Source organism: Rhodobacteraceae bacterium M382 (assembly GCA_025141015.1).
GTDB classification, from domain to species: Bacteria; Pseudomonadota; Alphaproteobacteria; order Rhodobacterales; family Rhodobacteraceae; genus Aliisedimentitalea; species Aliisedimentitalea scapharcae.
In genome coordinates this window covers 277484-301983 of sequence record CP081098.1, presented here as the reverse complement: position 1 = coordinate 301983, position 24500 = coordinate 277484, and the positions used below count along the sequence as shown (strand labels likewise).

Annotated in this window: 23 protein-coding genes and 1 tRNA gene; 14 read left to right on the top strand and 10 right to left on the bottom strand. The window is 56.8% G+C overall.

Going from position 1 to position 24500, the window contains the following annotated elements; genetic code table 11:
• Window positions 1-61 precede the first annotated feature (61 nt).
• Window positions 62-1501, bottom strand: a complete 1440-nt coding sequence (locus tag K3727_01420) for an NAD(P)-dependent oxidoreductase (protein ID UWQ91502.1) — start codon at window positions 1499-1501, stop codon at window positions 62-64.
• A 241-nt stretch (window positions 1502-1742) separates the two neighbouring features.
• Here K3727_01420 and K3727_01415 point away from each other — a divergent pair, with 241 nt between their 5' ends.
• On the top strand, window positions 1743-2549 hold the full coding sequence (locus K3727_01415) for an undecaprenyl-diphosphate phosphatase (protein ID UWQ91501.1): 807 nt from the start codon (window positions 1743-1745) through the stop codon (window positions 2547-2549).
• A gap of 99 nt (window positions 2550-2648) precedes the next feature.
• Here K3727_01415 and K3727_01410 read toward each other — a convergent pair whose 3' ends face one another.
• Window positions 2649-3632, bottom strand: a complete 984-nt coding sequence (locus K3727_01410; protein UWQ91500.1) for a complex I NDUFA9 subunit family protein — start codon at window positions 3630-3632, stop codon at window positions 2649-2651.
• A 212-nt stretch (window positions 3633-3844) separates the two neighbouring features.
• On the opposite strand from K3727_01410, the gene K3727_01405 reads away from it, so the two are divergent.
• The 10 genes from K3727_01405 (at window position 3845) to K3727_01360 (ending at window position 10838) form a co-directional block, all read left to right on the top strand.
• A tRNA-Leu gene (locus tag K3727_01405) sits at window positions 3845-3930 on the top strand.
• Between the two features lie 189 nt (window positions 3931-4119).
• Window positions 4120-4734 carry a ribonuclease D gene (locus K3727_01400; GenBank protein UWQ91499.1) on the top strand — a complete coding sequence of 205 codons (615 nt, stop codon included), beginning with the start codon at window positions 4120-4122 and terminating at the stop codon, window positions 4732-4734.
• Window positions 4731-5696, top strand: a complete 966-nt coding sequence (locus K3727_01395) for a KpsF/GutQ family sugar-phosphate isomerase (GenBank protein ID UWQ91498.1) — start codon at window positions 4731-4733, stop codon at window positions 5694-5696. Before K3727_01400 ends, K3727_01395 begins: the two co-directional genes overlap by 4 nt.
• Before the next feature lie 4 nt (window positions 5697-5700).
• On the top strand, window positions 5701-6300 hold the full coding sequence (locus tag K3727_01390) for a hypothetical protein (GenBank protein UWQ91497.1): 600 nt from the start codon (window positions 5701-5703) through the stop codon (window positions 6298-6300).
• Between the two features lie 42 nt (window positions 6301-6342).
• Window positions 6343-6798 (top strand): LptA/OstA family protein, encoded by a 456-nt coding sequence (locus K3727_01385; protein UWQ93231.1) that lies wholly within the window; start codon window positions 6343-6345, stop codon window positions 6796-6798.
• Entirely contained in the window at window positions 6798-7556 is a 759-nt protein-coding gene (gene lptB / locus K3727_01380) for an LPS export ABC transporter ATP-binding protein (GenBank protein UWQ91496.1), read from the top strand. The genes K3727_01385 and lptB overlap by 1 nt, the downstream gene beginning before the upstream one ends.
• A gap of 411 nt (window positions 7557-7967) precedes the next feature.
• Window positions 7968-8531: a ribosome-associated translation inhibitor RaiA gene (gene raiA / locus K3727_01375; GenBank protein UWQ93230.1), complete on the top strand. Its 564-nt coding sequence runs from the start codon at window positions 7968-7970 to the stop codon at window positions 8529-8531.
• Window positions 8532-8579: 48 nt separating this feature from the next.
• Entirely contained in the window at window positions 8580-9044 is a 465-nt protein-coding gene (locus K3727_01370; GenBank protein ID UWQ91495.1) for a PTS sugar transporter subunit IIA, read from the top strand.
• Between the two features lie 79 nt (window positions 9045-9123).
• Entirely contained in the window at window positions 9124-9882 is a 759-nt protein-coding gene (locus K3727_01365; protein ID UWQ93229.1) for a Stf0 sulfotransferase family protein, read from the top strand.
• Window positions 9883-10010: 128 nt separating this feature from the next.
• The gene (locus tag K3727_01360; protein ID UWQ91494.1) at window positions 10011-10838 is read left to right on the top strand and encodes a class II glutamine amidotransferase; all 828 of its coding nucleotides are present in this window, start codon (window positions 10011-10013) and stop codon (window positions 10836-10838) included.
• A gap of 38 nt (window positions 10839-10876) precedes the next feature.
• On the opposite strand, the gene K3727_01355 is transcribed toward K3727_01360, so the two are convergent.
• The 7 genes from K3727_01355 to cysQ all read right to left on the bottom strand — a co-directional run bounded on the left by K3727_01355 (window position 10877) and on the right by cysQ (window position 19257).
• Window positions 10877-12316, bottom strand: coding sequence for a nodulation protein NodH (locus K3727_01355; protein ID UWQ91493.1), 1440 nt, complete (start codon window positions 12314-12316; stop codon window positions 10877-10879).
• A 6-nt stretch (window positions 12317-12322) separates the two neighbouring features.
• A complete protein-coding gene (locus K3727_01350; protein UWQ91492.1) occupies window positions 12323-14020 on the bottom strand; it encodes a beta-1,6-N-acetylglucosaminyltransferase in 1698 nt (565 codons plus the stop codon).
• Window positions 14017-15003 carry a glycosyltransferase family 2 protein gene (locus K3727_01345; GenBank protein UWQ93228.1) on the bottom strand — a complete coding sequence of 329 codons (987 nt, stop codon included), beginning with the start codon at window positions 15001-15003 and terminating at the stop codon, window positions 14017-14019. The genes K3727_01350 and K3727_01345 overlap by 4 nt, the downstream gene beginning before the upstream one ends.
• A 149-nt stretch (window positions 15004-15152) precedes the next feature.
• Window positions 15153-16241: a glycosyltransferase family 2 protein gene (locus K3727_01340; protein ID UWQ91491.1), complete on the bottom strand. Its 1089-nt coding sequence runs from the start codon at window positions 16239-16241 to the stop codon at window positions 15153-15155.
• Window positions 16242-16599: 358 nt separating this feature from the next.
• Window positions 16600-17493: a UTP--glucose-1-phosphate uridylyltransferase GalU gene (galU, locus tag K3727_01335; GenBank protein ID UWQ91490.1), complete on the bottom strand. Its 894-nt coding sequence runs from the start codon at window positions 17491-17493 to the stop codon at window positions 16600-16602.
• Window positions 17494-17659: 166 nt separating this feature from the next.
• Complete coding sequence (locus K3727_01330; protein ID UWQ91489.1) at window positions 17660-18460, bottom strand: 3-deoxy-manno-octulosonate cytidylyltransferase; 801 nt, start codon at window positions 18458-18460, stop codon at window positions 17660-17662.
• On the bottom strand, window positions 18460-19257 hold the full coding sequence (gene cysQ, locus K3727_01325; protein ID UWQ91488.1) for a 3'(2'),5'-bisphosphate nucleotidase CysQ: 798 nt from the start codon (window positions 19255-19257) through the stop codon (window positions 18460-18462). The genes K3727_01330 and cysQ overlap by 1 nt, the downstream gene beginning before the upstream one ends.
• A gap of 122 nt (window positions 19258-19379) precedes the next feature.
• Between cysQ and K3727_01320 the strand changes: the two genes are divergently transcribed.
• Window positions 19380-20201, top strand: coding sequence for an ABC transporter permease (locus K3727_01320; GenBank protein UWQ91487.1), 822 nt, complete (start codon window positions 19380-19382; stop codon window positions 20199-20201).
• A gap of 155 nt (window positions 20202-20356) precedes the next feature.
• Here K3727_01320 and K3727_01315 read toward each other — a convergent pair whose 3' ends face one another.
• Entirely contained in the window at window positions 20357-20959 is a 603-nt protein-coding gene (locus K3727_01315) for an alpha-ketoglutarate-dependent dioxygenase AlkB (GenBank protein ID UWQ91486.1), read from the bottom strand.
• Window positions 20960-21171: 212 nt separating this feature from the next.
• On the opposite strand from K3727_01315, the gene dnaK reads away from it, so the two are divergent.
• Both dnaK and dnaJ read left to right on the top strand, forming a co-directional pair.
• Window positions 21172-23091, top strand: a complete 1920-nt coding sequence (gene dnaK, locus K3727_01310; protein ID UWQ91485.1) for a molecular chaperone DnaK — start codon at window positions 21172-21174, stop codon at window positions 23089-23091.
• Window positions 23092-23167: 76 nt separating this feature from the next.
• A complete protein-coding gene (gene dnaJ / locus K3727_01305; GenBank protein ID UWQ91484.1) occupies window positions 23168-24325 on the top strand; it encodes a molecular chaperone DnaJ in 1158 nt (385 codons plus the stop codon).
• Window positions 24326-24500: the final 175 nt, after the last annotated feature.

Below are 24500 nucleotides of genomic sequence, written 5' to 3'. Positions count from 1 at the left end.
GTTGCGGCGGTGTACGGGTGGTGCACGCAAGGTGCACGCATGTCACCCCCCGGTTACCAGGTCATTCTGCTGCAACTGCAGCCTTGGCATTCAAACGCGCAATGATCGCGTCGGCACAGTCACGCCCGTCCTTGATCGCCCAGACCACCAACGACGCACCACGTACGATGTCACCCACCGCATAGACCCCGTCCATGTCGGTTTCCCCGGTCTGGAACGCCGCCTTGATGGTGCCCCAGCGGGTGACGGGCAATTCGGGTTGGTCCCACAATGTCGGCAGGTCTTCGGGCTCGAATCCCAGTGCCTTGATCACCAGATCGGCCTCTTCGACATAATCTGCGCCTTCGATCACCTCGGGGGCCTGACGGCCGGTGGCATCGGGCTGGCCCAGACGCATTTTCTGCACCATCACCCCGGTGACCTTGCCCTTGGCGTCGGTGAACCCCTTGGGGGCGCTCAGCCATTCAAACACCACGCCTTCTTCTTCGGCGTTCTGGGTTTCGCGCTGTGATCCCGGCATGTTGGCGCGGTCACGACGATACAGGCATTTGACCGAAGTCGCGCCCTGACGCACGGATGTGCGCACACAGTCCATGGCCGTGTCACCGCCCCCGATGACGACGACCTTTTTGCCCTCGGCATTCAACCGCCCGGAATCGAACTCCTTGACCGCATCGCCAAAGCTTTTGCGGTTGGACGCGGTCAGGAAATCAATCGCCTTTTCAATGCCTTTGGCCCCGCTGCCCGGCATCGACAGGTCGCGGGACTTGTAGACACCCGTGGCAATGATGATGGCGTCATGTTTGGCCCGCACAGCATCAAATGTGACGTCATCGCCAATGTCGCAATTCAGCTCGAATGTGACCCCGCCTGCGGCCAGCAGATCATTGCGCCGCTGCACCACGTCCTTTTCCAATTTAAAACCGGGGATGCCGTACATCAGCAATCCACCCGCGCGATCCGACCGGTCATAGACCGTCACCTGAATACCGGCGCGGCGCAGCATATCCGCTGCTGCCAACCCACCGGGACCGGCCCCGATGATGCCAACGCTTTCGGTGCGCTCTGCCGCGGGAACGATGGGTTTGACCCACCCCTGATCCCACGCCGTATCGGTGATGTATTTTTCGACCGCACCAATGGTGACAGTGCCGTGGCCGGATTGCTCGATCACGCAGTTGCCTTCACACAGGCGGTCCTGCGGACAGATGCGACCACAGATCTCGGGAAAGGTATTGGTGGCCTGGCTGGTGGCATAGGCCTCTTCCATCCGCCCGGTGGCGGTCAGACGCAGCCAGTCTGGGATATTGTTGTGCAGCGGGCAATGCGACTGGCAATAGGGCACGCCACATTGGCTGCACCGGCTGGCCTGTTCCTCGGCCTTGGCGGCGGCGTACTCTGCATAAATCTCATCGAAGTCATTTTTGCGGAGAGTCGCTGCACGCTTTTGCGGCATGTCGCGGTCGATCTGCACAAATTTGAGCATTGGCTGCTTTGCCATGGCTGGGACTCCGTCGTTTGGCTGGCTTCGGCTGGTGATAAACCGTAGCGTTGCGGATTAAAAGTCAACTATGCTGACCTAAATTTCGATCTCAGCTTTGATTTGCCCAAGCTTTGCCAAAATGTACAGCATTTTTAGGCTTCATATCGGACCTATTTATTTCCTTCCCTTTAAAAACAGGCACTTTATACCGATCCCTAAACCCACACGCCCCCGCAATACTCCTCAGGTTTTTTGCCTCATGCCGCTTTTTCAATTGATACTCGTTGCCGTGATCCAGGGTATCACCGAATTTTTGCCCATTTCGTCCTCTGGTCACCTGATTCTGTTGCCCAGCCTGACCGGACTGGACGACCAGGGACAAACCATCGATGTGGCGGTTCATGTGGGCACCCTGGTGGCCGTGGTCATCTATTTCTGGCGCGACGTTTCAACAGGGCTGGCAGGGCTACCGCGGCTCGCCATGGGGCGGTGCGATACACCGGGGGCAAAACTGGCGCTGGGCCTGATCATTGCCACGATCCCGACCGTGATCGCCGGGGCGATCCTGCATGTCACCGGGCTCAGCGATGCCATGCGGTCCATGACCGTCATCGGCTGGACCATGTTGGGATTCGGTGCGGTTCTGTATTGGGCCGACACCCACAGCCCGTCCACCAACACGGCCAAAGACTGGACAGCAAAACATGCGCTGATCATGGGGCTGTGGCAGGTTCTGGCCTTGATCCCAGGCACCTCTCGGTCCGGCATCACCATCACCGGTGCCCGCACCCTGGGATATGACCGCACCGATGCGGCGCGCCTGTCGATGTTGATGTCGATCCCTACGATTCTGGCCTCGGGCATCCTGCTGGGCACCCAAGTCGCGGTCCAGGCAGATCCCGGCGTCATCCGGGATGCGCTGATCGCAGCCGGGCTTGCCTGTGTTTCAGCCTTGGCCGCGCTAAGCCTGATGATGCGGTTGCTGCAAAGCGTCAGCTTCACCCCATATGTGATCTATCGGGTGGTTCTGGGATCCGTTCTGCTGATCATCGCCTACAGCAACTAAGGGGCGCGCCACAGCCCGGCAATCCCGACCCCCATGCAAAAGAAAACGCGCCAACCTGATGGCTGACGCGCTGCATTGTTCCAGTGTCCTAGATACCCGTCAGGTTTGCAGGTTCTTGGCCGAATCCTTGATCGCATCATATTGACCCGAAGGCCGGAATTTCCACAGGTAATCCGGCAGAACCGACGCCAGAGTTACCGGCTTGATCCCCAGCTCAGCAAAGCTGTTCGCATCTTCGGCCACAACATTGTCGGTCTTGAGGCTGCGCACCTGATCACGCGTCAGGATGTTGTTGGATATCAGCTGAAAGCTGACAAATTGCACGATATCCAGGCTACCGGCCAACAGGCGCGCGACAAATCCGGGCATCGGCAATACCAAACGGCGACGGTGAATCACGTCCAGCATCTGGTCGAGCAGCGCCCCGAGCGATTTGACCTCTGGGCCACCCAATTCATAGATACCGCCCGGCACTTCGCCCAACAGCCCTTTGACCGCTGCTTTGGCCACATCATCCACATAAACCGGCTGAAACAGCGTGTCGGCCCCGGCAATCGGCAAAACCGGACCAAACCGGGTTGTCCCGGCAAAGAAGTTAAAGAACCCGTCTTCGGCCCCAAAGATAACCGACGGGCGCAGGATCATGGCACCCGGCATATGCGCCAGAACAGCGGCTTCGCCAGCGGCCTTGCTGCGAGAATACGCGCTCGCGGCCTCTGCATCCGCGCCAATTGCGGACAGGTGCACCATTGTGGCGATACCCTGATCAGCTGCGATCCGGGCAATCCGCCCAGCGCCCTGGACATGCACCTCGTCAAATGTGCTCTTGCCGGTTTCGTTGAGGATTCCGACACAGTTCACGACCGCATCCGCATCCTGCATAACGGCGGCGACCGATGCATCATCGCGGACATTGCAGAACACGGGTTCAACCTGCCCCACGACACCATAAGGTTTGACATGCATTGCCTCGTTCGGGCGACGCACGGCGACGCGAACGCGCCAACCTTCTTTGGCCATGCGGCGCGCAATATAACGCCCGACAAAGCCTGAACCGCCGTAAATCGTGACCAGCTTGGACATGGTATGGCTCCTGCGAGTTAGCTTTGACACCGATCTACCGCTCTGAACCCCGGCAAACAAGGCGCAAAACGCCGCTTTTGCAGGCTTCGCTGCGTTGCCGCCGATACGGCACCATTTTTTTTCCACAGGAATGTTCAAGAAGTTTGAAAAAAATCGGATTATTCCGATTGACACCCTCAGCGACTGGGCTTAAACGCCCCCTCACGACACCTGCCCAGGTGGCGGAATGGTAGACGCGCTAGCTTCAGGTGCTAGTGTCCTTTTGGACGTGGAGGTTCGAGTCCTCTCCTGGGCACCAAATTCCCCGATAGAAATCTCACAGACAAAATCCAGCTCCGCCACGAATCGCGGTGCTTTGTCGGACTATCGGGTCTGTGCATCAGCGGGGAATGGCGAACGGCGCGATTGCAGGTGCCCGCCCGTTGAGTTTGCCCGCCAAAGCGCCTATCTCAGTCCCGATCCATATATTCTCCAAAGGGACGACATCGTGGCCAACCATCTGTACAAAAACGATCTGCCCGATGGGCTGGATATGGGCCCAATCGTGGCCATCGACTGTGAAACCATGGGGTTGAACCCGCATCGCGACCGCCTGTGTGTGATCCAGATGTCCGGAGGCGACGGCAATGCACATATCGTGCAGGTCGAAAAAGGTCAGACCCAAGCCCCCAACCTGTGCGCAATGCTGACCGACCCCAACGTGCTCAAGCTGTTTCATTTCGGCCGGTTTGACATTGCCGCCATGTACAATGCCTTTGGCGCGCTGACCGCCCCGGTCTATTGCACCAAAATCGCGAGCCGTCTGGTACGCACCTATACAGACCGCCATGGGCTCAAGAACCTGACACAAGAGCTGATCGGGGTCGACATTTCCAAACAGCAGCAAATGAGTGATTGGGGGGCCGAAACCCTGACCAATGCGCAACTGGAATATGCCGCATCCGATGTTCTGCACCTGCACCGTCTGCGTGAACAGCTGGACAAACGTTTGGCCCGCGAAGGACGTACCGAGATGGCCCAGGCCTGTTTCGACTTTTTGCCCATGCGGGCAAAGCTGGACCTGGCAGGCTGGCCCGAAATCGACATTTTTGCGCACTCATGAGCGGGTTTCAGGACACCGCCCGCCGGGTTGTCGGCATCGAAGCCCAGGCACTGAGCCTGCTGGCTGACAGCCTGGATGACAGCTTTGACCAGGCCGTGGACACGTTGCTGAATGCAACAGGTCGGGTGATCATCTCGGGCATGGGCAAGTCGGGCCATATCGCGCGCAAGATCGCGGCGACCCTGGCATCGACCGGAACTCCGGCGCATTTCGTACATCCGGCCGAGGCCAGCCATGGGGATCTGGGCATGATGGCCCAGGGCGACGTGGCGTTGGTACTGTCGAACTCTGGCGAAACACCAGAGCTTGCCGATATGGTCGCCTATACCCGCCGTTTTGCCATTCCGTTGATCGGTGTGGCCAGCCGGGCGGAATCGACCCTGTTGAAGCAGTCCGATGTGGCGCTGTTGCTTCCCGCCGCGCCCGAAGCCTGCGGATCCGGCATCGTTCCGACCACGTCGACCACCATGACATTGGCGCTGGGCGATGCCCTGGCCATTGCGTTGATGGAACACCGCCAGTTCACACCCGAACATTTCCGTGAATTCCACCCAGGTGGCAAACTGGGCGCACGGCTGAGCAAGGTTCAGGACCTGATGCATACCGGCAATGAGTTGCCGCTGGTTCAGTTGGACACCCCGATGGGCGACGCGTTGATCGAAATCAGCCAAAAGGGGTTTGGCGTCACGGGTGTAGTGGGCGCAGACGGGGGGCTTGTCGGCATCATTACCGACGGCGACCTGCGTCGAAACATGGAGGGGTTGCTGGCGCTGAGCGCCAAAGACGTCATGACCCGCGATCCTGCCACGATACGCCCCGGTGCGCTCGCCGAAGAAGCCGTTGCCTTCATGAACACCAATTCGCCACGCATCACCTGTCTGATGGTTGTGGATTCCGACACAGGTGGCGACCCGATCGGGCTGCTGCATATCCACGATTGTTTGCGCGTCGGATTGGGATAGGACAGTGGACGGCTATTCCCGCATTGTTGCCTTTCTCAAGGTGCTGCTGCCGCTGGCGGCACTGGGTTTGCTGTCGACCCTGTTCCTGATTTCGCGCGGCAGCGAGACCGAAACCAAAATTCCCTTTGCCAAACGTGAAATCGAAGAGCGCACCCGCGACCAACAGGTTACGGCCCCGTTCTTTTCCGGCACCACAGCGCAGGGGGATGAGATCATGGTCACGGCCAGCCTGGCCCGTCCGGGCGGCAATGACACTCCCGCAGTTGCCACCGATCTGAATGCCCGCATCCGCATGGCAGACGGGTCGGAAATGACCCTGCAATCAGATACGGGACGGGTGCGGTTGGACAAGGACAAGGCCAGCTTTATCGGCAACGTCGAAATCGTGTCGTCGACCGGGATCGTCATCAATACCGATCGTCTGAACACCGCATTGAGCGGCGTGTCCGGAAACAGCCCCGGACCAATCACCGGAGCCGGTCCAATCGGTGACTTTACGGCTGGAACGATGCATTTTTCATCAAAAAGTGAAGGTGGCCCCGTGCACATGCTTTTCAATGAGGGCGTGAAGCTGATATACACCCCCCAAAAGCCGGAAAGATAACCTGTGATCTACTTGCGTCGCCTTCTAATTTCACTGACCTTCATGGCGACTGGCGCCGTGGCGGCGGCAGAAGGGACCAATGTCGCCTTTGGCGCAGTCAAGGCGGACCCATCGTTGCCGGTCGAAGTCACCGCCGACAATCTGGACGTCAATCAGGAAAACGGATCTGCGGAATTCACCGGAAATGTCCTGGTGAACCAGGGCGTGATGAAGCTGTCTGCCGCCCGGGTTCTTGTGATCTACAACCAAGAAGCCAGCAGCATTCAACGGCTGGAAGCAACCGGAGACGTTTTGCTGGTCAATGGCCCAGACGCCGCAGAAGCGGAGCGGGCGGATTACACCATCGACAGCGGTGTCATCGAAATGAGCGGCAATGTTCTGTTGACCCAGGGTCCCAATGCGTTGACCTCGGACAGGATGACCGTACATCTGACCGATGGAACGGCTCAGATGATCGGCCGCGTTAAAACTGTTCTCAATTCCGACGGCAACAACTGATGGCGCGCCCCAATTTGACTGTAACGTCGGGGTCTTCGGGGCTGCGTATCGACAAGCTGCGCAAATCCTATCGCAAACGCATTGTGATCCGGGATGTGTCCATGACGTTGGACCGGGGCGAAGTCGTGGCCCTGTTGGGCCCCAACGGCTCTGGAAAAACCACCAGCTTCTATGCGATTGCCGGTTTGATTTTCCCCGAGGCCGGCACTGTGACCATTGATGGCCAGAACGCCACCAGCCTGCCAATGTATCGTCGCGCGCGCATGGGTATCGGTTATCTCCCACAGGAAATGTCGATTTTCCGCGGGCTGTCGGTCGAAGACAATATCACCGCCGTTCTGGATATCTCGCAGCGCGATCGCCACAAGCGGCGTGAACGGCTCGAAGAGTTGTTGTCAGAGTTTTCCATCGAGCACCTGCGCCGCGCCCCTGCATTGGCCCTGTCGGGCGGTGAACGTCGCCGGGTCGAAATCGCCCGTTGCCTGGCCGCTGACCCCAAATACCTGTTGCTGGATGAACCATTCGCAGGCGTTGACCCAATCAGCGTGGGAGACATCCGCCATCTGGTTGCCGACCTCAAAAAACGCGGGATTGGCGTGCTGATCACCGACCATAACGTGCGCGAAACGCTCGAGATCGTGGATCGGGCATATATCCTGCACGACGGGCAGGTTCTGATGTCAGGCACCCCGGACGAGGTGGTCGACAACGAAAACGTGCGCCGTGTTTATCTGGGTGACAATTTTCGGATTTCGTAACCCGTCAGGCGGCGCTCCCGCCCGCACGGATTGCTTTTGAAAAAGCATCCGGTGCCGTTGGGCCACGCAGCGCGCGGTCGCGCGCTGAACACAGACCCCAGCGGATCGCGCACGCATAGCAGACCCAGCCCCATACGCGTCTGGCGCAGACCTGCGATGTTTTGCCGGTTTCCCGACCCCGGAAAAAGATTCCGGTAAAACCGCACTGGATTGCATTGACACTTTGGATCAGTTGCGCCTGAATTGGAGTATGGCAAACACGCTGTTTTCTGCGCATCCGGATCTGACCTTTCTCCAAAGGTCTGGACACATGCAATCAGCGGGTCGGCCTATTCCCCTCATCTTTGGCTGGTAGCGGACCCGTCTGATTGGATGGCCGTGCTGAAGATGAAAATACGTGAAGGAGACCACATGCGTTACCAAATCAGTGGAAAGCAAATCGACATTGGCGAAGCTCTGCAAACCCATGTGCAGACCGAGTTGAACGAAGCGGTGAAAAAATATGCCGAACGTCCGACAGACGCCAATGTGGTGTTTTCCCGTTCGGCGCATGAATATGTGTGCGAAACCACAATTCATCTGTCCACTGGCCTGACCGCTCAGGCAAAAGCCCATGCGAACGAGATCTACGCCGCATTCGAAGGCTGCTGTGACAAGATGGAAACCCAGCTACGTCGATACAAGCGCCGACTCAAGGATCATCACAAGGATCGCTCCGAACCGGTTGAACTCTTCGGTGCAGCCTCTTATATCCTCGCATCGGAGGAGCAAACAGAAGAGACCGAACCAGAATCGTTGCAGCCAATCATCGTGGCAGAGATGGAAACCAAGATTCCGTCCCTGACCGTAGGAGAAGCTGTCATGCAAATGGAACTGGCCGGGGCACCTGTTTTGATCTTCCGGAACGAGAAGAAGGATGGATTGAACGTCGTATATCGTCGCGAAGACGGTAATATCGGTTGGATCGATCCATAATCAACCTGACCCAGCGCATCCGAGAATGCGATAGCGGAGCAAGCAACAATGGAACTTTCGAGCATCCTCGCACTTGAGGCCGTAAAGGTTATTGCCTCTGCGTCGAGTAAGAAACGCCTGTTCCAGGACATATCTGATGTGGCCCAGTCCGCTTATGGGCTGGACGCACAGACAACGCTCGAAGCTCTGCTGGAGCGCGAAAGCCTTGGCCCAACTGGTGTGGGCCATGGCGTTGCATTGCCCCATGCGCGTCTGGAAGATCTGGACCGGGTAACCGGCGTATTTGTGATTCTAGAAAAGCCTCTGGATTTCGGTGCCGTGGATCGTCAGCCGGTCGATGTCGCCTTTGCATTGTTTGCGCCTGAACAGGCCGGAGTTGAACATCTCAAGGCGTTGGCTTTGGTGTCGCGTACACTGCGCGAAGCCTCGGTCTGCACCAAATTGCGGGCCAATTTGGACGCCGCGACGCTGTACACCATTCTGACCGAAGGCCAATCTGTTCAGGCTGCCTGATAGGCGTTTTGCGCATCCGGTCTACAAAGGTCCCTGCAGCGACATGTAACGGACTGGTGCTGTGTCAGGAAAATCGCACATTTCCTCTTATGTCATTTGCACCACCCCGCGCAGCGGCAGTACGCTATTGTGCACATTGCTGAAAGCAACGGGTATTGCTGGAAACCCAGACTCTCATTTTCACAGCACGTCGCTGGATGGATGGTTGCAGGCCTATGGGGTGCGCACGACGGATCCATCTGCGCAACAGGCGGTACGAACGGTCGTAAATGCAGCCATCGAAATCGGTACGGGCGATACAGGAGTATTTGGTCTCAGGATACAGAGGGCAAGCTTTGATCATTTCATTCAGCAAATCGGCGGTCTCCACCCACAAGCCGATTGCGATCTGGATCGCATTCAGGCCTCTTTTGGATCGACCCGTTTTATCCACCTGACCCGAAGCAACAAGTTGGAACAAGCGATCTCGTTGGTCAAAGCCACTCAAACCGGGCTTTGGCACAGGGCCGCGGACGGGAGCGAGTTGGAACGCCTGTCTGCGCCCAAGCCGCCTGTCTATGATCCCCAACAGATAGAGAAAACGCTCTTGGAGCTCCTTGAGATGGAGCGGGCATGGGAAGGTTGGTTCGTGCAGGAGGGGCTATCTCCTATGCGCATTTCCTATGATGAACTTGCCGCCAACCCTGCGGGTACTCTGGCAAAGTGTCTGAATTTCCTGGGTCTCGCGTCACAATTTGGGGAAGATATTCTACCCCCAACCGCGAAGCTCGCAGATGCACTGAGCCAAGAATGGGCCGAACGATTCCGCGCCGAATATCCCGCGTATTTTCAGGATTAAGGTTTTGATAGGTTGAGAGGAGCATACCCAATCATTTGATCTGAATTTTGTCGTTATTTCCCAATATTGGATACATTTTCCCGCGCGCGTCTGGGTAAATATGCGCCATCTTAATTTGGAGACATCCCATGTGCCGGTTTCTCGCCTGGAGCGGTGCTCCGCGTTATCTTGATGAGCTGGTTTTGAACCAGCAACAGTCGCTGGTCGCGCAAAGTCGAAATGCTCTGATCGGCAAGACGGCCATCAATGCCGATGGGTTTGGTTTGGCCTGGTATTCGGATCGCAACAATCCCTGTTTCTACAAGGATACGCACCCGGCGTGGTCTGACGCCAATCTCAAACAACTGACACATCATACCCGTTCGGGGTTGTTTTTGGCCCATGTACGGGCATCAACCGGAACGGCAACATCGCGCAATAATTGCCATCCTTTCGGCTATGGCCGGTGGTGCTTTATGCACAATGGCCAGGCCGGAGGGCATGACGCCATCCGCCAACAGCTGGATGGCATGATTCCGGCCTCTCTGTACGGAGACAGATTGGGGGCCACGGAAAGCGAGGCCATTTTCCTGATCGCTTTGGGCGAAGGGCTGGATCAAAATCCAATCGCGGCAATGGCGCGGGCTGTTGCGCGGGTAGAATCCCTGTCCCGCGACAGCGGTGCCCTTCCGTTCATGCGTTTTGCAGCCTGCTGGTCAGATGGAGAACGCCTGTTCGCGGCGCGCTATGCGTCGGACCGTCACGCCCCCAGCCTGTTCTATCGCAAATGTAAAACCGGCATTATCATCTCTTCGGAGCCGTTGGATGCTGACAATGGTGAATGGATCGAGATCGCTGCCGGTACCGCGATTGAAACACAGGGCACGGTCCTGACGTCCCACCCCTTTGCACCGGGAGTGGCCGTGACATCTCCACAGATCCGGGGTCAGCACGACGCAGCCTCGTCAGCTGCCTGATACCAGAACCCGGCTCATCCAGCTGACCTGTGAGATAATCACATTTTCTTCCACGGTCCGAACCCGAACATGACGTAATCGCGCTGATAGATGTCTGCCACGACCTCTTCGAGGGTCTTGTCATAAATCTCGGCCAGACCAAATGGCGCGTTTTCGGCATCCCCGGTCAAAACCGGCACGGGTGGTTCGACATGCCCATAGCGCTGCGCCATCAAAGGCAACATTTCGGCCAGCTCCTCTTCGCGCAGCACCATATCCGGTGAGTTGAAATCACCAAAACTGCTCAGGGCCTGGGCCTGCGTACACCACGCCGCATCGACACGAATCCCTGTCTGCCCTGCCAGGTTGGCTTTGACAAAGGCCAAAAACACCTCGAACGCGGCGCGATGATCGGATTTGCTATAACTCTTGTTTGGCCAATCCTTGGGGATCGGCAGTTGGAACTGGCGGCGCAGAGTATTGCGGATCTGGAGATAGCTGCCTTCGCCGGTTTGCAGAATTCGATCACAAAACACCGCATGTGCCCGCGCAACAGGATGGCGCAGCACGGTAAAGCTTCGGTGGCCAATGCTGCGGCGCTTCCATTGGCGCAGTTGTTTCTGGTTCATCTTGGTTGGCAACTTGTCAATCGCCACGCGGTCCAGATCGGCCATCCATTGAAGAACATCCTGTTCCGGTCCGCCGCGCATCGGCAGGTACAGCAACGGCGTTGCCACAGCCGCCACATACGATGGCACAGCGGCCCCGCGCCGGGGTTCGAAATTGGGCGTGCGTGACAGATTGAACCGGTCCATGCCACCGAGCGCAGAAATCATTTCATCTACGTTTGCCACTTTGGATGTGATCGGGGCCGGATTCTGCCGTTTCAAGCTTTTGTCCAGATGTTCCAGCTGATCATCGCATCCCAGCCAACGTGCCAACCCGTTCAGAACATCCAGGTCCTGAAGATCTTCGTACGGCATATAGAATGGCACCTGCGCGGATCGCTGCAACCGGTTCAGCAGTGTCACCTGAAAATCCTGCAGCGCCTCGACGTGGGCTCCAAATTCATCACCGTTGAAAACCGCCTGCGCTTCCTTGCGGCTTTTGACATTGGTGAGCTTCCATTGTCCGGTGGCCTTGGCGATCTTCCAGGATACGTAGCTCTCCAATGGATTCCGGGTCAGGATGATCTTGGCGCACCGGGGGTCGTCCATCACCAGCTCCAACACACGCGGATCATGGTCATGAAAAAACCGGAACCCGCCCAGGGTTCCGGATTGCTGTTTGATCCGGTCAATCAATCTGGACGGATCAGCATCGCGTTCCGATTGAGTGACGCCCTGGATTTCGGTCGTGTTCGGGTAACCAATGAAATGAGGGTTGAAGGCCTCGCCATGGCATTCAAGCCCTTGGAATGCATTCAGGTTGGTTTCCAGAAAATTCGATCCTGTTCGCATTTCCGCGAAAATAACAAAGTAATCAAAGCTGTTGGACATTCGACGTTACCGCACCAAATATGGTTTTCGGACAGGCTTTGGCATATTCATCGGTCCTTGTTCCACCGGGAAATCCCCCATCAGATACGGGTGCATACCCTGGTTTTTTAGATTTTGCAGAAATTGCCCGAACCCTTCGAGTTCGACCATGGTTGGCGCTTCGGTCAGGCGGCGCTGGTTCACCGGGCCGACTTCGTCGATTATCGTCTGGATCGGTTCCATCGGGGCTTCGACAAACTCGGCCATGGACCAGATCCGCACCCGCGCCTTGGTATATTGTGATCGCAGCACGCCCAAATGGTCGCTTTCGATTCTTTGCAGGCGGGCGGCCTCGCGCCGAAGGTCGGCAAAATTGCGATTCGACTTGAACAGTGGCACCGCCCAGGCACCGGAGATGACCGAGATCTGGGCATTCGGGTCTCGTGCAATCAACCAGTTGATTTTTTGGTTGTCGGCCGGACCAAATTGAAAACATTGCCGTTCACCACGGGTGTTCCAGATCAGGTTGGTCAGAAAGCTGTTAGGGTTGTAGTCACGTTGTTCGGCGCTGTCCGACAGGGCACCGTTGATCATCGATTGCCCATCTGCAAATTCGACCCGATCCGGCGCAAAAAGATGGCCATGGACCCGCGCCCCTGTCGCCTTTTCCAGCCAGGGTTCGAAATTCTCGAACAGTTCGGTAAACCCTTCAAAGATGGAATAGGGGTTCGATGTAATCCCGTTTTCCGCCCCGTGTTTGGGGTAACGGCTTTGCATATACAGGCCCGGGCGCCCTTTGACCCGACGTTCGACCGCCTTGGCGAATATCCGGTCGATCTTGCCCGGATTAGGCTCGGTACGTTTCATCGCCCCCGCCTGGTCAGTCAAAAACGCCTGATACAGCCGGTTGGCCCGTGGCCAGATCTTGCGCGCAACAAAACAATCCGACCGACGCAGCAATTGCAGGTGGTCATCATAGAAAATATGCGGTTTGCCCTGAAAGTCGAATTTGGACAATGTCAGCGACCGGCTTTCAATATTGCTGGAGAATTGGCGGACCAAAGTCTGGTAATAGCTCTCGTCCGGAATCCAGACCCGTTTGAAATAGCGATCAAAGGCCGGTCGTTCCGGATCCTGCAATATCGCCGACAAGGTCTGGCGGGTCAGGCACCACCATTGGCTGCCCATGTGGGGAACCAGACCGGCAGGAACGATCCGTTTGACCCGTAATTTACGTTGCAGATCCACATATCGATCAAACAAAAAACGGTGTTTTTTCCAGGAAAACGGAAACCTGAGGGTAAACCGCTCTGCATCCAATCCCCCGACCGTCCACGGCACATCCGCTGTTGTAGCGCTTTCGATAAAGTCTGTGCGTGGGCGAGCGGCCAGGTAATCCACCAACTCTTGGACGGGTCTCAGCGGCAAGCAGGACCCGGACGCCAAATAGACATGTCGCACGTCGGCAAACTGTTTCAGCATCAATTCGGATCCGGATTGGGACGCCGCAACGATACCCCACATACCCCACTCGCATTTGTGCCGCTTGCAGAACAGGATCTTCGGGTCATCCGACAACGCTTCGACAAAGCTGCGATAGGTGCGCCGGGAGACATTGCGATCCACATGAATAACAACGGGGCAGCCACCTGCCGTCCAGTGACGCGCCACCTGTTCGGCCCGGTTGAGCGCATTATGCACCAGCATGACCACCCCCACCGTCATGCCCAGTTCCCCTTGGACATCAGCCCCAAAATCTCAAGCTGGCGCCAGTTGATATATTTCTCGGACCACTTGCACCACAGTTCTGGTTGGGTATGGATCTGTTCGGCGTACGCCTTGTATTCGGCAGATTCCGAATAATGCTGACCGCGGGTCAGTTCCTCTTGGGCCTTGGCGGTAAAGGTGTCGAGGAATTTAGTGTGCAGCAGAATGCCGCTGGCCTTTTCGCCACCCCAATCGTCATAGACCTGATTCAATCCTCGCGGCAACAACGTGTGGGTTGAACTGACATAGGCGTATTTTCGATCCCATTTGACCAGAGGCGTCTTGTTCAGCGCTGGTGCCTTTTTGGGCTCATTGGCAAAAAACACCCGACTGCGTGGGCCACCCTGTATCCATAGATTGCTGTAGGTCGGGTTGCGGGTAATCATATAGTTGCCACTGTCGAACCACGACGCAATATCCAGTGGATCCTGGCCGGGCTGATAGGGCACAGCATCAATCGGCCCCTTGGGATAAACATCCAGCAACATGGCGGCAAAGCTGCGAATGGCAGAATTATCCAGCCAGTCGGTCAACGCCCGGATTGACCGTGTGTCGCAGAACGGGAACACAAAAAACTCATCCGGATCGACAACAAGAGTCCAATGCTCGTGACAATATTTGCGCTGCAACCAGTTCATCCAGTCCACGCCATATGTCGACCGCTTGTAGCTGGCACGTGTGTGCCACAACGAGATATCTGGTTGCCCGATCAAATACTCCTGTGTGCCGTCGGTGCTGTCATTGTCTACGAACAGGAAATGATCAACGCCCAAATCCCTGTAATACCGCAGAAAATACGGCAGGCGGATCTGTTCGTTGCGCATGGTCGAAACCAAAATGATATCGTCCGGACGAATACGCCCGGTGTGGTTCTGCACCACATTCAACTCACTGGATTTACGAATGGAGCGTATGATCCGGCGTTTGCGCCGTACCCGCATTCGATAAGAATCCCAAAGGCCCACGTTCTTTCCAATCCCGTTGAACCAAAAGCGCAGCCGTTACCCCTGATCTCCTGATCCTGTCTGCCCCAGCCTTTTTGCGCAATATGTCACAATTTTCTTCTATAAATCAATGAATTTAGAAACCGTTACAGTTCTGGCTTCTTTTCATCAATTTGTCTCGATTCATCACTTTTTGGCCTGTGCACCGGACGAAGCAGGCCCAGTTTCTCCAATTGCTGCGGTCCCGTGTAGCGCAAAGATCCGTCAAACGACATATCTGGTGCCTGGGTGATCCGATCATAATACCCGTCAAAATCGGCAGGGGTATGGAAATGCTGCTGCCTCTGTTTTTCGATTTCAGATTTGGAAACAATCTCGGGCAGGAATTTGGTGTGCAACAATACGCCGCCCGGCTCACGACCAGCTGGCCCATCATAGGTTCCATTCAACTGAGGCGGCAGCATGGAATGGGTCGAATTCACATAGGCATAGCGTCGGCTCCATTTGACCAATGGAAGCTTGTTCAATGTCGGAGAGCGTGCTGGATCATCCGCAAAGAAAACACGTTCCCGTGCACCGCCCTGAACCCACAGGTTGCCCAACGGGTATTGTCGCTTGGCCCGAAAGGGTCCAGCATCAAATCCGGTCAATACATCGGTTGGGTCCTGTCCAGGAACATATGTCTGCATCCCCAGGGAACCTTGGGGATACAGGTCCAACAGAACCGCGCCATAGGCGTTGCGGTTGCAGGCCTCCAGATTGGCCGAGAGTTCCTGCAATGTGTCACCGTCGCCCACCGGAAACACCATGAGTTCATCCACATCCACCATCAGGCACCAATGCCCGTCTGCGTAACGGATCTGCAACCAGGTCATCCAGTCCAGACCAAAGCGTGACGCGCGATAGCTGTCACTGGTGCGCCACAGCGATACATCAGGTTGGCCGGCGAACAACTGATCGCTGCCATCGTCGCTGTTGTTGTCGACAACCAGAAAATGCCCCGCACCCAGCTTTCTGTAATACTCTAGAAAATATGGGATCCGCCCGGCTTCGTTGCGCACGACCAGCACAACCAGAATGTCGCTCTGGGCAATGGTTCGGGTGCGGTTGACGACTTCGGTCAGCTGATGACGCGACCGAAAGGACCGCCACAGCAGCCGTCGCCGCTTCCACCGCATGCGGTAGGCTTCAAGCCAAGTCAAAGCGCGCATCCCCGGGGCGGTCGTGTCCGTCATGTCAAAGGCAGGTGTTTCGTGGTCATAGTGGCCAGTTTGATGCCATTTTCAAACCTCCGCAATCACCGAGGTCATTTGTGACCACTTCATTGCCCAGCGCCGCCCATCGTTCTGGCCCCGTCAACATCAGCAGGGTCAACCCGACCGGGATCACACCAGATTTGCACTGCCGCCCGCGCGCCTTTGGTTTTGGCATCAGGGTCGCCGACTTGGTCAACTGGATTGTCTATGCACAACCTGTCGTCAGATAATTCCGCGCAGCCGGCAAAACCGGGGCCAAACATTGGCGTTCCAGCGTGCGGGCAAAGTAACCCGCACTGCCTGTTGCCAGCATGCGATCAAATTATGTCTGGTGCGATTATTCCGCGGCTTTGCCGACCTGCCGAATATCTTCGAGATACTGCATGAGATCGTCTCTGAGGTCGTCCCGCGCGAGGGCGAAGGCGACGGTGGCCTGCAGGAAGCCGGCCTTGGAGCCGCAGTCAAACCGCTGCCCGCGGAAGCGGTAGCCATACACCGACGTGCCCGCGTCGATATCGGCGGCGATCGCATCGGTCAGCTGGATTTCCCCGCCGGCACCGGATTTGATCTTGTTCAGGTTGCTCAGCACGCTGGGGCTGAGGATATAGCGCCCGATGACCGCCAGGTTCGACGGGGCCTCTTCGGCCTTGGGTTTCTCGACCATCCCATTGACCGACACGATCGACCCCATGTCCTCCTTGACGTCCAGCACCCCATAGGCGCTGGCCTTTTCCGGCGGGACTTCCATCGCCGCAACCATGTTGCCGCCGGTTTCTTCGTAGGCCTCCACCATCTGCTGCAGACAGGGAGTTTCGGCCGCAATGACATCATCCGGCAAAATCACGGCAAAAGGTTCATTGGCGATCAGCCGCCGCGCGCACCAGACCGCATGCCCCAGACCCAATGCCCGGTGCTGACGCAAATAGGCGATGGCACCGCTTTCCATATTGGTCGCCTTGAGCGTCTCCAGAAGCTCGTCCTTGCCCTTCTTGCGCAATTCCTGCTCCAGAACAGGAGAGGTATCAAAGTAATCCTCCAACGCCCCCTTGCCGCGCGACGTCACAAAGATGAATTCCTTGATCCCAGCCGCCCGCGCCTCGTCAATCGCGTATTGAACCAGCGGGCGATCCACCAGCGTCATGATCTCTTTTGGAACCGATTTGGTCGCAGGCAAAAACCGCGTCCCCATCCCCGCAACGGGGAAGATTGCTTTTGTTACCTTTTTACGCATGGTCCATCCTCGATCAAGAAATTTTCACGTCTATACACAGCGACATTACAAATACTCACAATTCCATTGTATCTTGTAAATACCGCGGAATCTTGTGTGAATTCCAAGTATTTTTTCCCCAGCGATCTTGAAGGCGTCAAAAGCACGAGATCTGCCTGCAAAGTGGTCAATCCAATCCCATCTCTGCCATCATCGCCTCGATCTTTGGTACATCTTCTGGATTGTTGAGTTCCCAGAACTGGCGCTCTCGCGTCTCCACTTCGGTACACAGAACTTTGCGGCCATTTTCCATGAAGCGCAGCTGCTCCAAGCCTTCCAGCTGTTCCAGCGGGCCGACCTTCCACTCTGGGTAGCTTGCCAGTGCATCGGGGCGATAGGCATAGACGCCGACATGATGAAAGACCGGCGTTTCATCGTCAGTTGCATAGGTTGCGGCGGTGTAGGGGATCACTTCCTTGGAGAAGTAGAGAGCACCGTGATCGGCACCAAATACCGCAGTTGTTCCGCCCACACGGCCCGCCTTGCGGTCCGCCAACAGGCTGTTGAGCGCCGCACCGTCACAGCGCAGAACGGGCGTCGCGATTTCGGCGTCCGGATTGTCGCGCAGGCCAGCAACCAGATCTTCGACGAACCAATGCGGGGTCAACGGGGCGTCGCCCTGCAGGTTGACCACGATGTCATAGCCCCCACCCAGCACCTCATGCGCCTCGGCACACCGTTCAGTCCCATTGACACAGTCGACAGACGTCATCACCACTTCGGCACCAAAGGCTTGGGCTGCGTCGCGGATGCGGTCATCATCCGTTGCCACCACGACCCGGTCAACACCGGTCACAGCCTTGGCTGCCAGCCAGGATCGTTCGACCAGAGACCGTTTGTCTCCATTGGCACCGGTCAGCGGAACCAGTGGTTTCCCCGGATATCGGGTCGAGGCATAGCGGGCAGGGATAACAACCAGAACGGACATCAGGCTTCCTTCAGCTCTACACCCGGTGCATAGGCGATGAAGAACGGGTTGGCATACCCGTCCTTGCCGTACATCAGGGGCGCATGGTCATCAAAACGCACCACCTTGCCGCCTGCGCCATGCAAAACAGCATGACCAGCAGCCGTGTCCCACTCCATGGTGCGTCCGACACGCGGATAGATGTCAGCTTCGCCCGTGGCAACCAGACAGAATTTCAATGACGAGCCTGCACTCTTGCTGTCTTTCACATTATACTTGTTGATATAGTCTTCGGTCGCCTGATCACGGTGGGATTTGGACGCCACGACCATCAAGGCCGCATTGTCGCTGTCTGCCACGCGGATCGGGCGCGTTGCGCCGATGGTATCGGGGTCGAAATCGCCGGTTTCTTCGACGGTAGACCCATCCGCCAGAGTAAAGAACATCCGTTGTTTGGCAGGCGCGTAGACAACACCCCGCGTCGGCACACCGTTTTCGACCAGTGCAATATTCACGGTGAAGTCACCGCGGCGGTGAATGAACTCCTTGGTCCCGTCCAGAGGATCAACAATCAGGAAGGTGTCGCCGGTGGTTGAATGCGACGCCGATTGTTCTTCGGTCACCAACATCACGTCCGGGAACGCAGACCGCAATCCTTCGGAGATCAGCGCATCCGCAGCTTCGTCCGCTTCGGTCACGGGGCTGTCGTCCGATTTGACCTTTACGTCAAAATCGTCGGCCGTATAGAATTTCATGATCCGTGTTCCCGCCTGAATGGCCAGAGTACGGATTACCGGGATAAGGGCGTCATAGTTCACGAAATCTCTCCAGCGATGGGGTTTTATTGAAAATCCACGTTTGCCCCCTTATGGTGTGCTTGAAACGGAACAGCAAGAATTCCGTGTCACATTGAGTACAGCAGCGTACAAGGCGGGTTGTCATGTTTCAGCAACGACGGCATCAATCGAATATCGGCGGCCTGTTGGTCATGGCCGAGGTCACCTTTCATTCGATCGTCCGCAATATCCGATCCCGGCATAACAACGCATTGGTTGCGTTGGGGATGAGCCTGATGCAGGTCGTCACCTTTGTTGTCGTGTTCTATCTGATGTTCGCCCTTATGGGCATGCGAAGCTCGGCAGTTCGAGGCGACATCATATTGTACATCATGACAGGTATCATGCTGTTCATGTTGCAGACCAAGACGATTTCCGCTGTCGCGGGAGCGGGCAGTCTCAACAGCCCGATGATGATGCATTCACCGATGAATTCGATTATTTCGATTGTGTCTGCGGCCATGTCGACCCTGTATCTGCAGGTATTGACCATGGGTATCATCCTGTTGGGATACCACATCATTTTTACTCCGGTGCACATCGAGGATCCGGTCAGCACATTCGGAATGGTGTTGATGTCATGGTTTTCAGGGGTTTCGATCGGGTTGCTATTGTTGGGTTTTCAGCCGTGGTTTCCCAGTATCACCGGCATTTTGCGAACTGTTTACCAGCGGGCCAACATGATCGCATCCGGCAAGATGTTTCTGGCGAATACGCTGCCATCATCCATGTTGGTCATGTTCGACTGGAACCCTCTGTTTCATATCATCGACCAATCCAGAGGGTTTGCGTTCATCAACTACAATCCGCATTTCACCACTTGGCAATATGCGTTCTGGCTGAGTGTTGTCTTTATTGTCATCGGCCTGATGGGCGAATTTTTCACACGCCGCCGGGTTTCGCTCAGCTGGAGTGCGCGTCGCTGACAAGTCGTCGCAGCTCGCGACCTGAATGTCCGCTCTTGCTGCATCAGCAGCGGCTCCCGCCCGTCGTTGCTCCCCTATCGGGGAGCTTCCGCCCGTTGGGCGTGGCGCAGTCAGGTAAACCTGCCTGCGGTCCCATACCCCCTTTGTTTCCAATCTTAGGTCGCTACGCGCAACGTCAGATTCAACCGCCCCCCCTTGGGTAGCAGACGCGACGATTTGAACCGAATCCTGTCCACGCCGTGGTAAGTCAGCCGCGCCGGTCCGCCCATCACCACAACATCTCCCGAGTTCAACCAGATTGATTCGGTCTTGCCACCGCGCGCCTGTTGGCCGATGCGAAACAATCCGTCGTCTCCCAAAGAAATAGACACCACGGGAAAGGAAAAATCCGCCTCGTCCTTGTCCTGGTGCAGCCCCATGCGGGCCTCTTCACCATAATAGTTGATCAAGCAGCAATCCGGATCCCGGACTCCGCCTGCCAAATCCCGCCATACCTCCAGAACCTTGGACGGAATCTGTGGCCACCGCTGCCCCAGAGGATGATCCGACTGATATCTGTATCCCTGTGTGTCTGACACCCAGCCCAATTTTCCTGCCGATGTCATACGCACGGACATCTTGCGCCCGCTTGGCACCGTAGGTGTGAACAAGGGCGCAGCTTTCAAGACCGGTTTCAGCGCCTCGATCAGCGCAGCCTGGGCGGCAGGATCCAAAAAGGACTTGTGAATTTCAAACCCGCGAACATTGAGCCGCACCATCACTTGATTTCCATTTCTTGCCAGAGACTTTCCAATTTCATCACAGATTCGCGAAAACCAGCGTCAAAGGGCGGTTGCAGGCTGTATTTTCGCTCCCTATATACGCCGAGACGCGATGTGGTGAAGCCCACCCGTCGCATGAGAATCGGGGCCAGGATGCCAAAACGGGTTCAGGTCTCGGGTAATCGCCTTGAAGAGTAAAGGGATCAAAAATGAGCAAAGTAATCGGCATTGACCTTGGCACCACCAACTCCTGTGTGGCCATCATGGACGGCAGCCAGCCCCGCGTTATCGAAAACGCCGAGGGTGCCCGGACAACCCCTTCAATCGTCGCATTCACCGACAATGAACGTCTGGTTGGGCAGCCTGCGAAACGCCAGGCCGTGACCAATCCTGACAACACCATCTTTGGTGCCAAGCGCCTGATCGGCCGTCGTATCGACGATGCTGCCGTAACCAAAGACCAAAAAATGGTCCCCTTCAACATCGTTGACGGTGGCAATGGCGACGCATGGGTCGAAGCCAAGGGCGAGAAATACTCCCCGTCGCAGATCTCGGCCTTTACCTTGGGCAAGATGAAGGAAACTGCGGAAAGCTATCTGGGTGAGGAAGTCACTCAGGCAGTCATCACCGTTCCTGCCTATTTCAACGACGCCCAGCGTCAGGCCACCAAAGACGCGGGCAAGATCGCCGGTCTGGAAGTGCTGCGCATCATCAACGAACCCACGGCTGCGGCTCTGGCCTATGGCCTGGACAAGGAAGATAGCCAGACCATCGCGGTTTATGACCTTGGTGGTGGTACATTCGACGTGACCATTCTGGAAATCGACGATGGTCTGTTCGAAGTCAAATCGACCAACGGTGACACCTTCTTGGGTGGTGAAGACTTTGACATGCGTATCGTCAACTATTTGGCGGACCAGTTCAAAAAGGAAAACGGTGTCGATCTGTCCAAGGACAAGATGGCCCTGCAGCGCCTGAAAGAAGCCGCTGAAAAGGCCAAGATCGAACTGTCGTCTGCCAGCCAGACCGAAATCAACCAGCCGTTCATCTCGATGGACCCCAACAGCGGTCAGCCGCTGCACATGGTCATGAAGCTGACCCGCGCCAAGCTGGAACAGCTGGTCAACGACCTGATCAAGGCGTCGATGAAGCCCTGCGCCGCTGCGTTGAAAGACGCGGGCATCTCGGCCGGTGACATTGACGAAGTGGTTCTGGTCGGCGGTATGACCCGTATGCCCAAAGTGGCCGAAGAAGTGAGCAAGTTCTTTGGCAAGGAGCCGCACAAGGGTGTGAACCCGGACGAAGTGGTTGCAATGGGTGCTGCCATTCAGGCCGGTGTCCTGCAGGGCGATGTCAAGGACGTGGTTCTACTGGACGTGACCCCGCTGTCGCTGGGGATCGAAACGTTGGGTGGTGTGTTCACCCGCCTGATCGACCGCAACACCACGATCCCGACGAAAAAGTCTCAGGTCTTCTCGACCGCCGAAGACAACCAGAACGCCGTGACCATCCGCGTGTTCCAGGGCGAACGGGAAATGGCAGCCGACAACAAGATCCTCGGCCAGTTCAACCTCGAAGACATCCCGCCCGCACCGCGCGGCATGCCGCAGATCGAAGTGACCTTTGACATCGACGCCAACGGCATCGTGTCGGTTCAGGCCAAAGACAAAGGCACGGGCAAAGAGCACAAGATCACCATCCAGGCCTCGGGTGGTCTGTCCGACGACGACATCGAAAAGATGGTCAAGGACGCCGAAGAGAATGCCGACGCCGACAAGGCCCGCAAGGAGCTGGTCGAAGCACGCAACCAGGCCGAATCGCTGATCCATTCCACCGAGAAGTCGATGGAAGAGCACGCCGACAAGGTCGACCCGACCACCATCGAAGCCATCGAGCTGGCGATTGCCGCGCTCAAGGACGATCTCGACAGTGACAAGGCAGACGCCGACAAGATCAAAGCCGGTGTCCAGAACGTCACTGAAGCGGCCATGAAGCTGGGCGAAGCCATCTACAAGGCCTCTGCCGAAGAAGCTGGTGATGAACCGGCGGCAGCCGACACAGACACCGGTCCCGGCGATGACGACATCGTCGATGCCGAATTCGAAGACCTGGACGACAACAAGCGCTAAGGCGTGAACTTGGCCAAAAATGGGCCGGTCCGGACCCCGGACCGGCCCGCTTTCGTTGAGGCAAAAGGATAGATCGATGTCAAAACGCGACTATTACGAAGTGCTCGGCGTGTCCAAAGGCGCATCGGCGGATGAAATCAAGAAAGCGTTCCGCGGCAAAGCCAAGGAACTGCACCCCGACCGCAACAAGGACAACCCCGATGCCGAAGCCCAGTTCAAGGAAGCTGGCGAGGCCTATGAAGTTCTGAAGGACGCCGAGAAAAAGGCGGCCTATGACCGCTTTGGCCATGCAGCTTTCGAAAATGGCATGGGTGGCGGCGGGCGCCCCGGTGGTCCCGGAGGCCCCGGTTTTGGGTCTGGTGATTTCTCTTCGGCATTCTCGGATGTCTTCGACGACCTGTTCGGAGACTTCATGGGGGGCCGCGGTGGCGGTGGCGGCCGTCGTGCGGCGCGTGGATCGGATTTGCGCTATAACCTGCGCGTCACGCTCGAAGACGCCTTTTCCGGCCTGCAAAAGACCATCAGGGTGCCCACAGCTGTGGGATGTTCTTCCTGTGATGGAACAGGAGCCGAAGGTGGCGTCGAACCAACCACCTGTCCGACATGTTCCGGCATGGGTAAGGTGCGCGCGCAACAAGGGTTCTTTACCGTCGAACGCACCTGTCCCACCTGTTCGGGTTTGGGCCAGGTGATCAAGAACCCCTGTAAATCCTGTCACGGTCAGGGTCGGGTGGAAAAAGATCGCTCACTGTCCGTCAACATCCCCACCGGCGTTGAAACCGGCACGCGAATTCGCCTGGCCGGCGAAGGCGAGGCGGGCATGCGCGGCGGCCCACCGGGTGATCTCTACATCTTTGTCGAGGTGGCCCAACATGATCTGTTCGAACGCGATGGCGTCAATCTTTATTGCCGGGTGCCGGTCAGCATGTCCAAGGCTGCCCTGGGCGGCTCTATCGAAGTCCCCACCATTGACGGTGGGCGCGGGCGGGTTCAGATCCCCGAAGGCAGTCAATCCGGGCGCCAGATGCGTCTGCGTGGCAAGGGCATGCCAGCTCTGCGTGGCGGTGGAATCGGCGATATGTTCATTGAATTGGCTGTGGAAACACCCGTCAATCTCACCTCCCGTCAAAAGGAGTTGTTGCGCGAGTTCAATGATCTGAGCGAGGACAACAACCCTGAAAGCAATAGCTTCTTCAAGTCTGTCAAAAGCTTTTGGGATTCGATGAAGGGTTAAGCATCGCGATCCCATTCAGAAGAACCAAAGAAACCCGCGGCTTCAAACCGCGGGTTTTTTTGCGGGGTTCCTGTGACCTTGTTGCTTCTTTCTGGTCCAAAATACCTTGGGGGAGCAGCCACAGGCTGCGGGGGCAAAGCCCCTTGTGCGCGACATTCATCACACAATGTCCGGC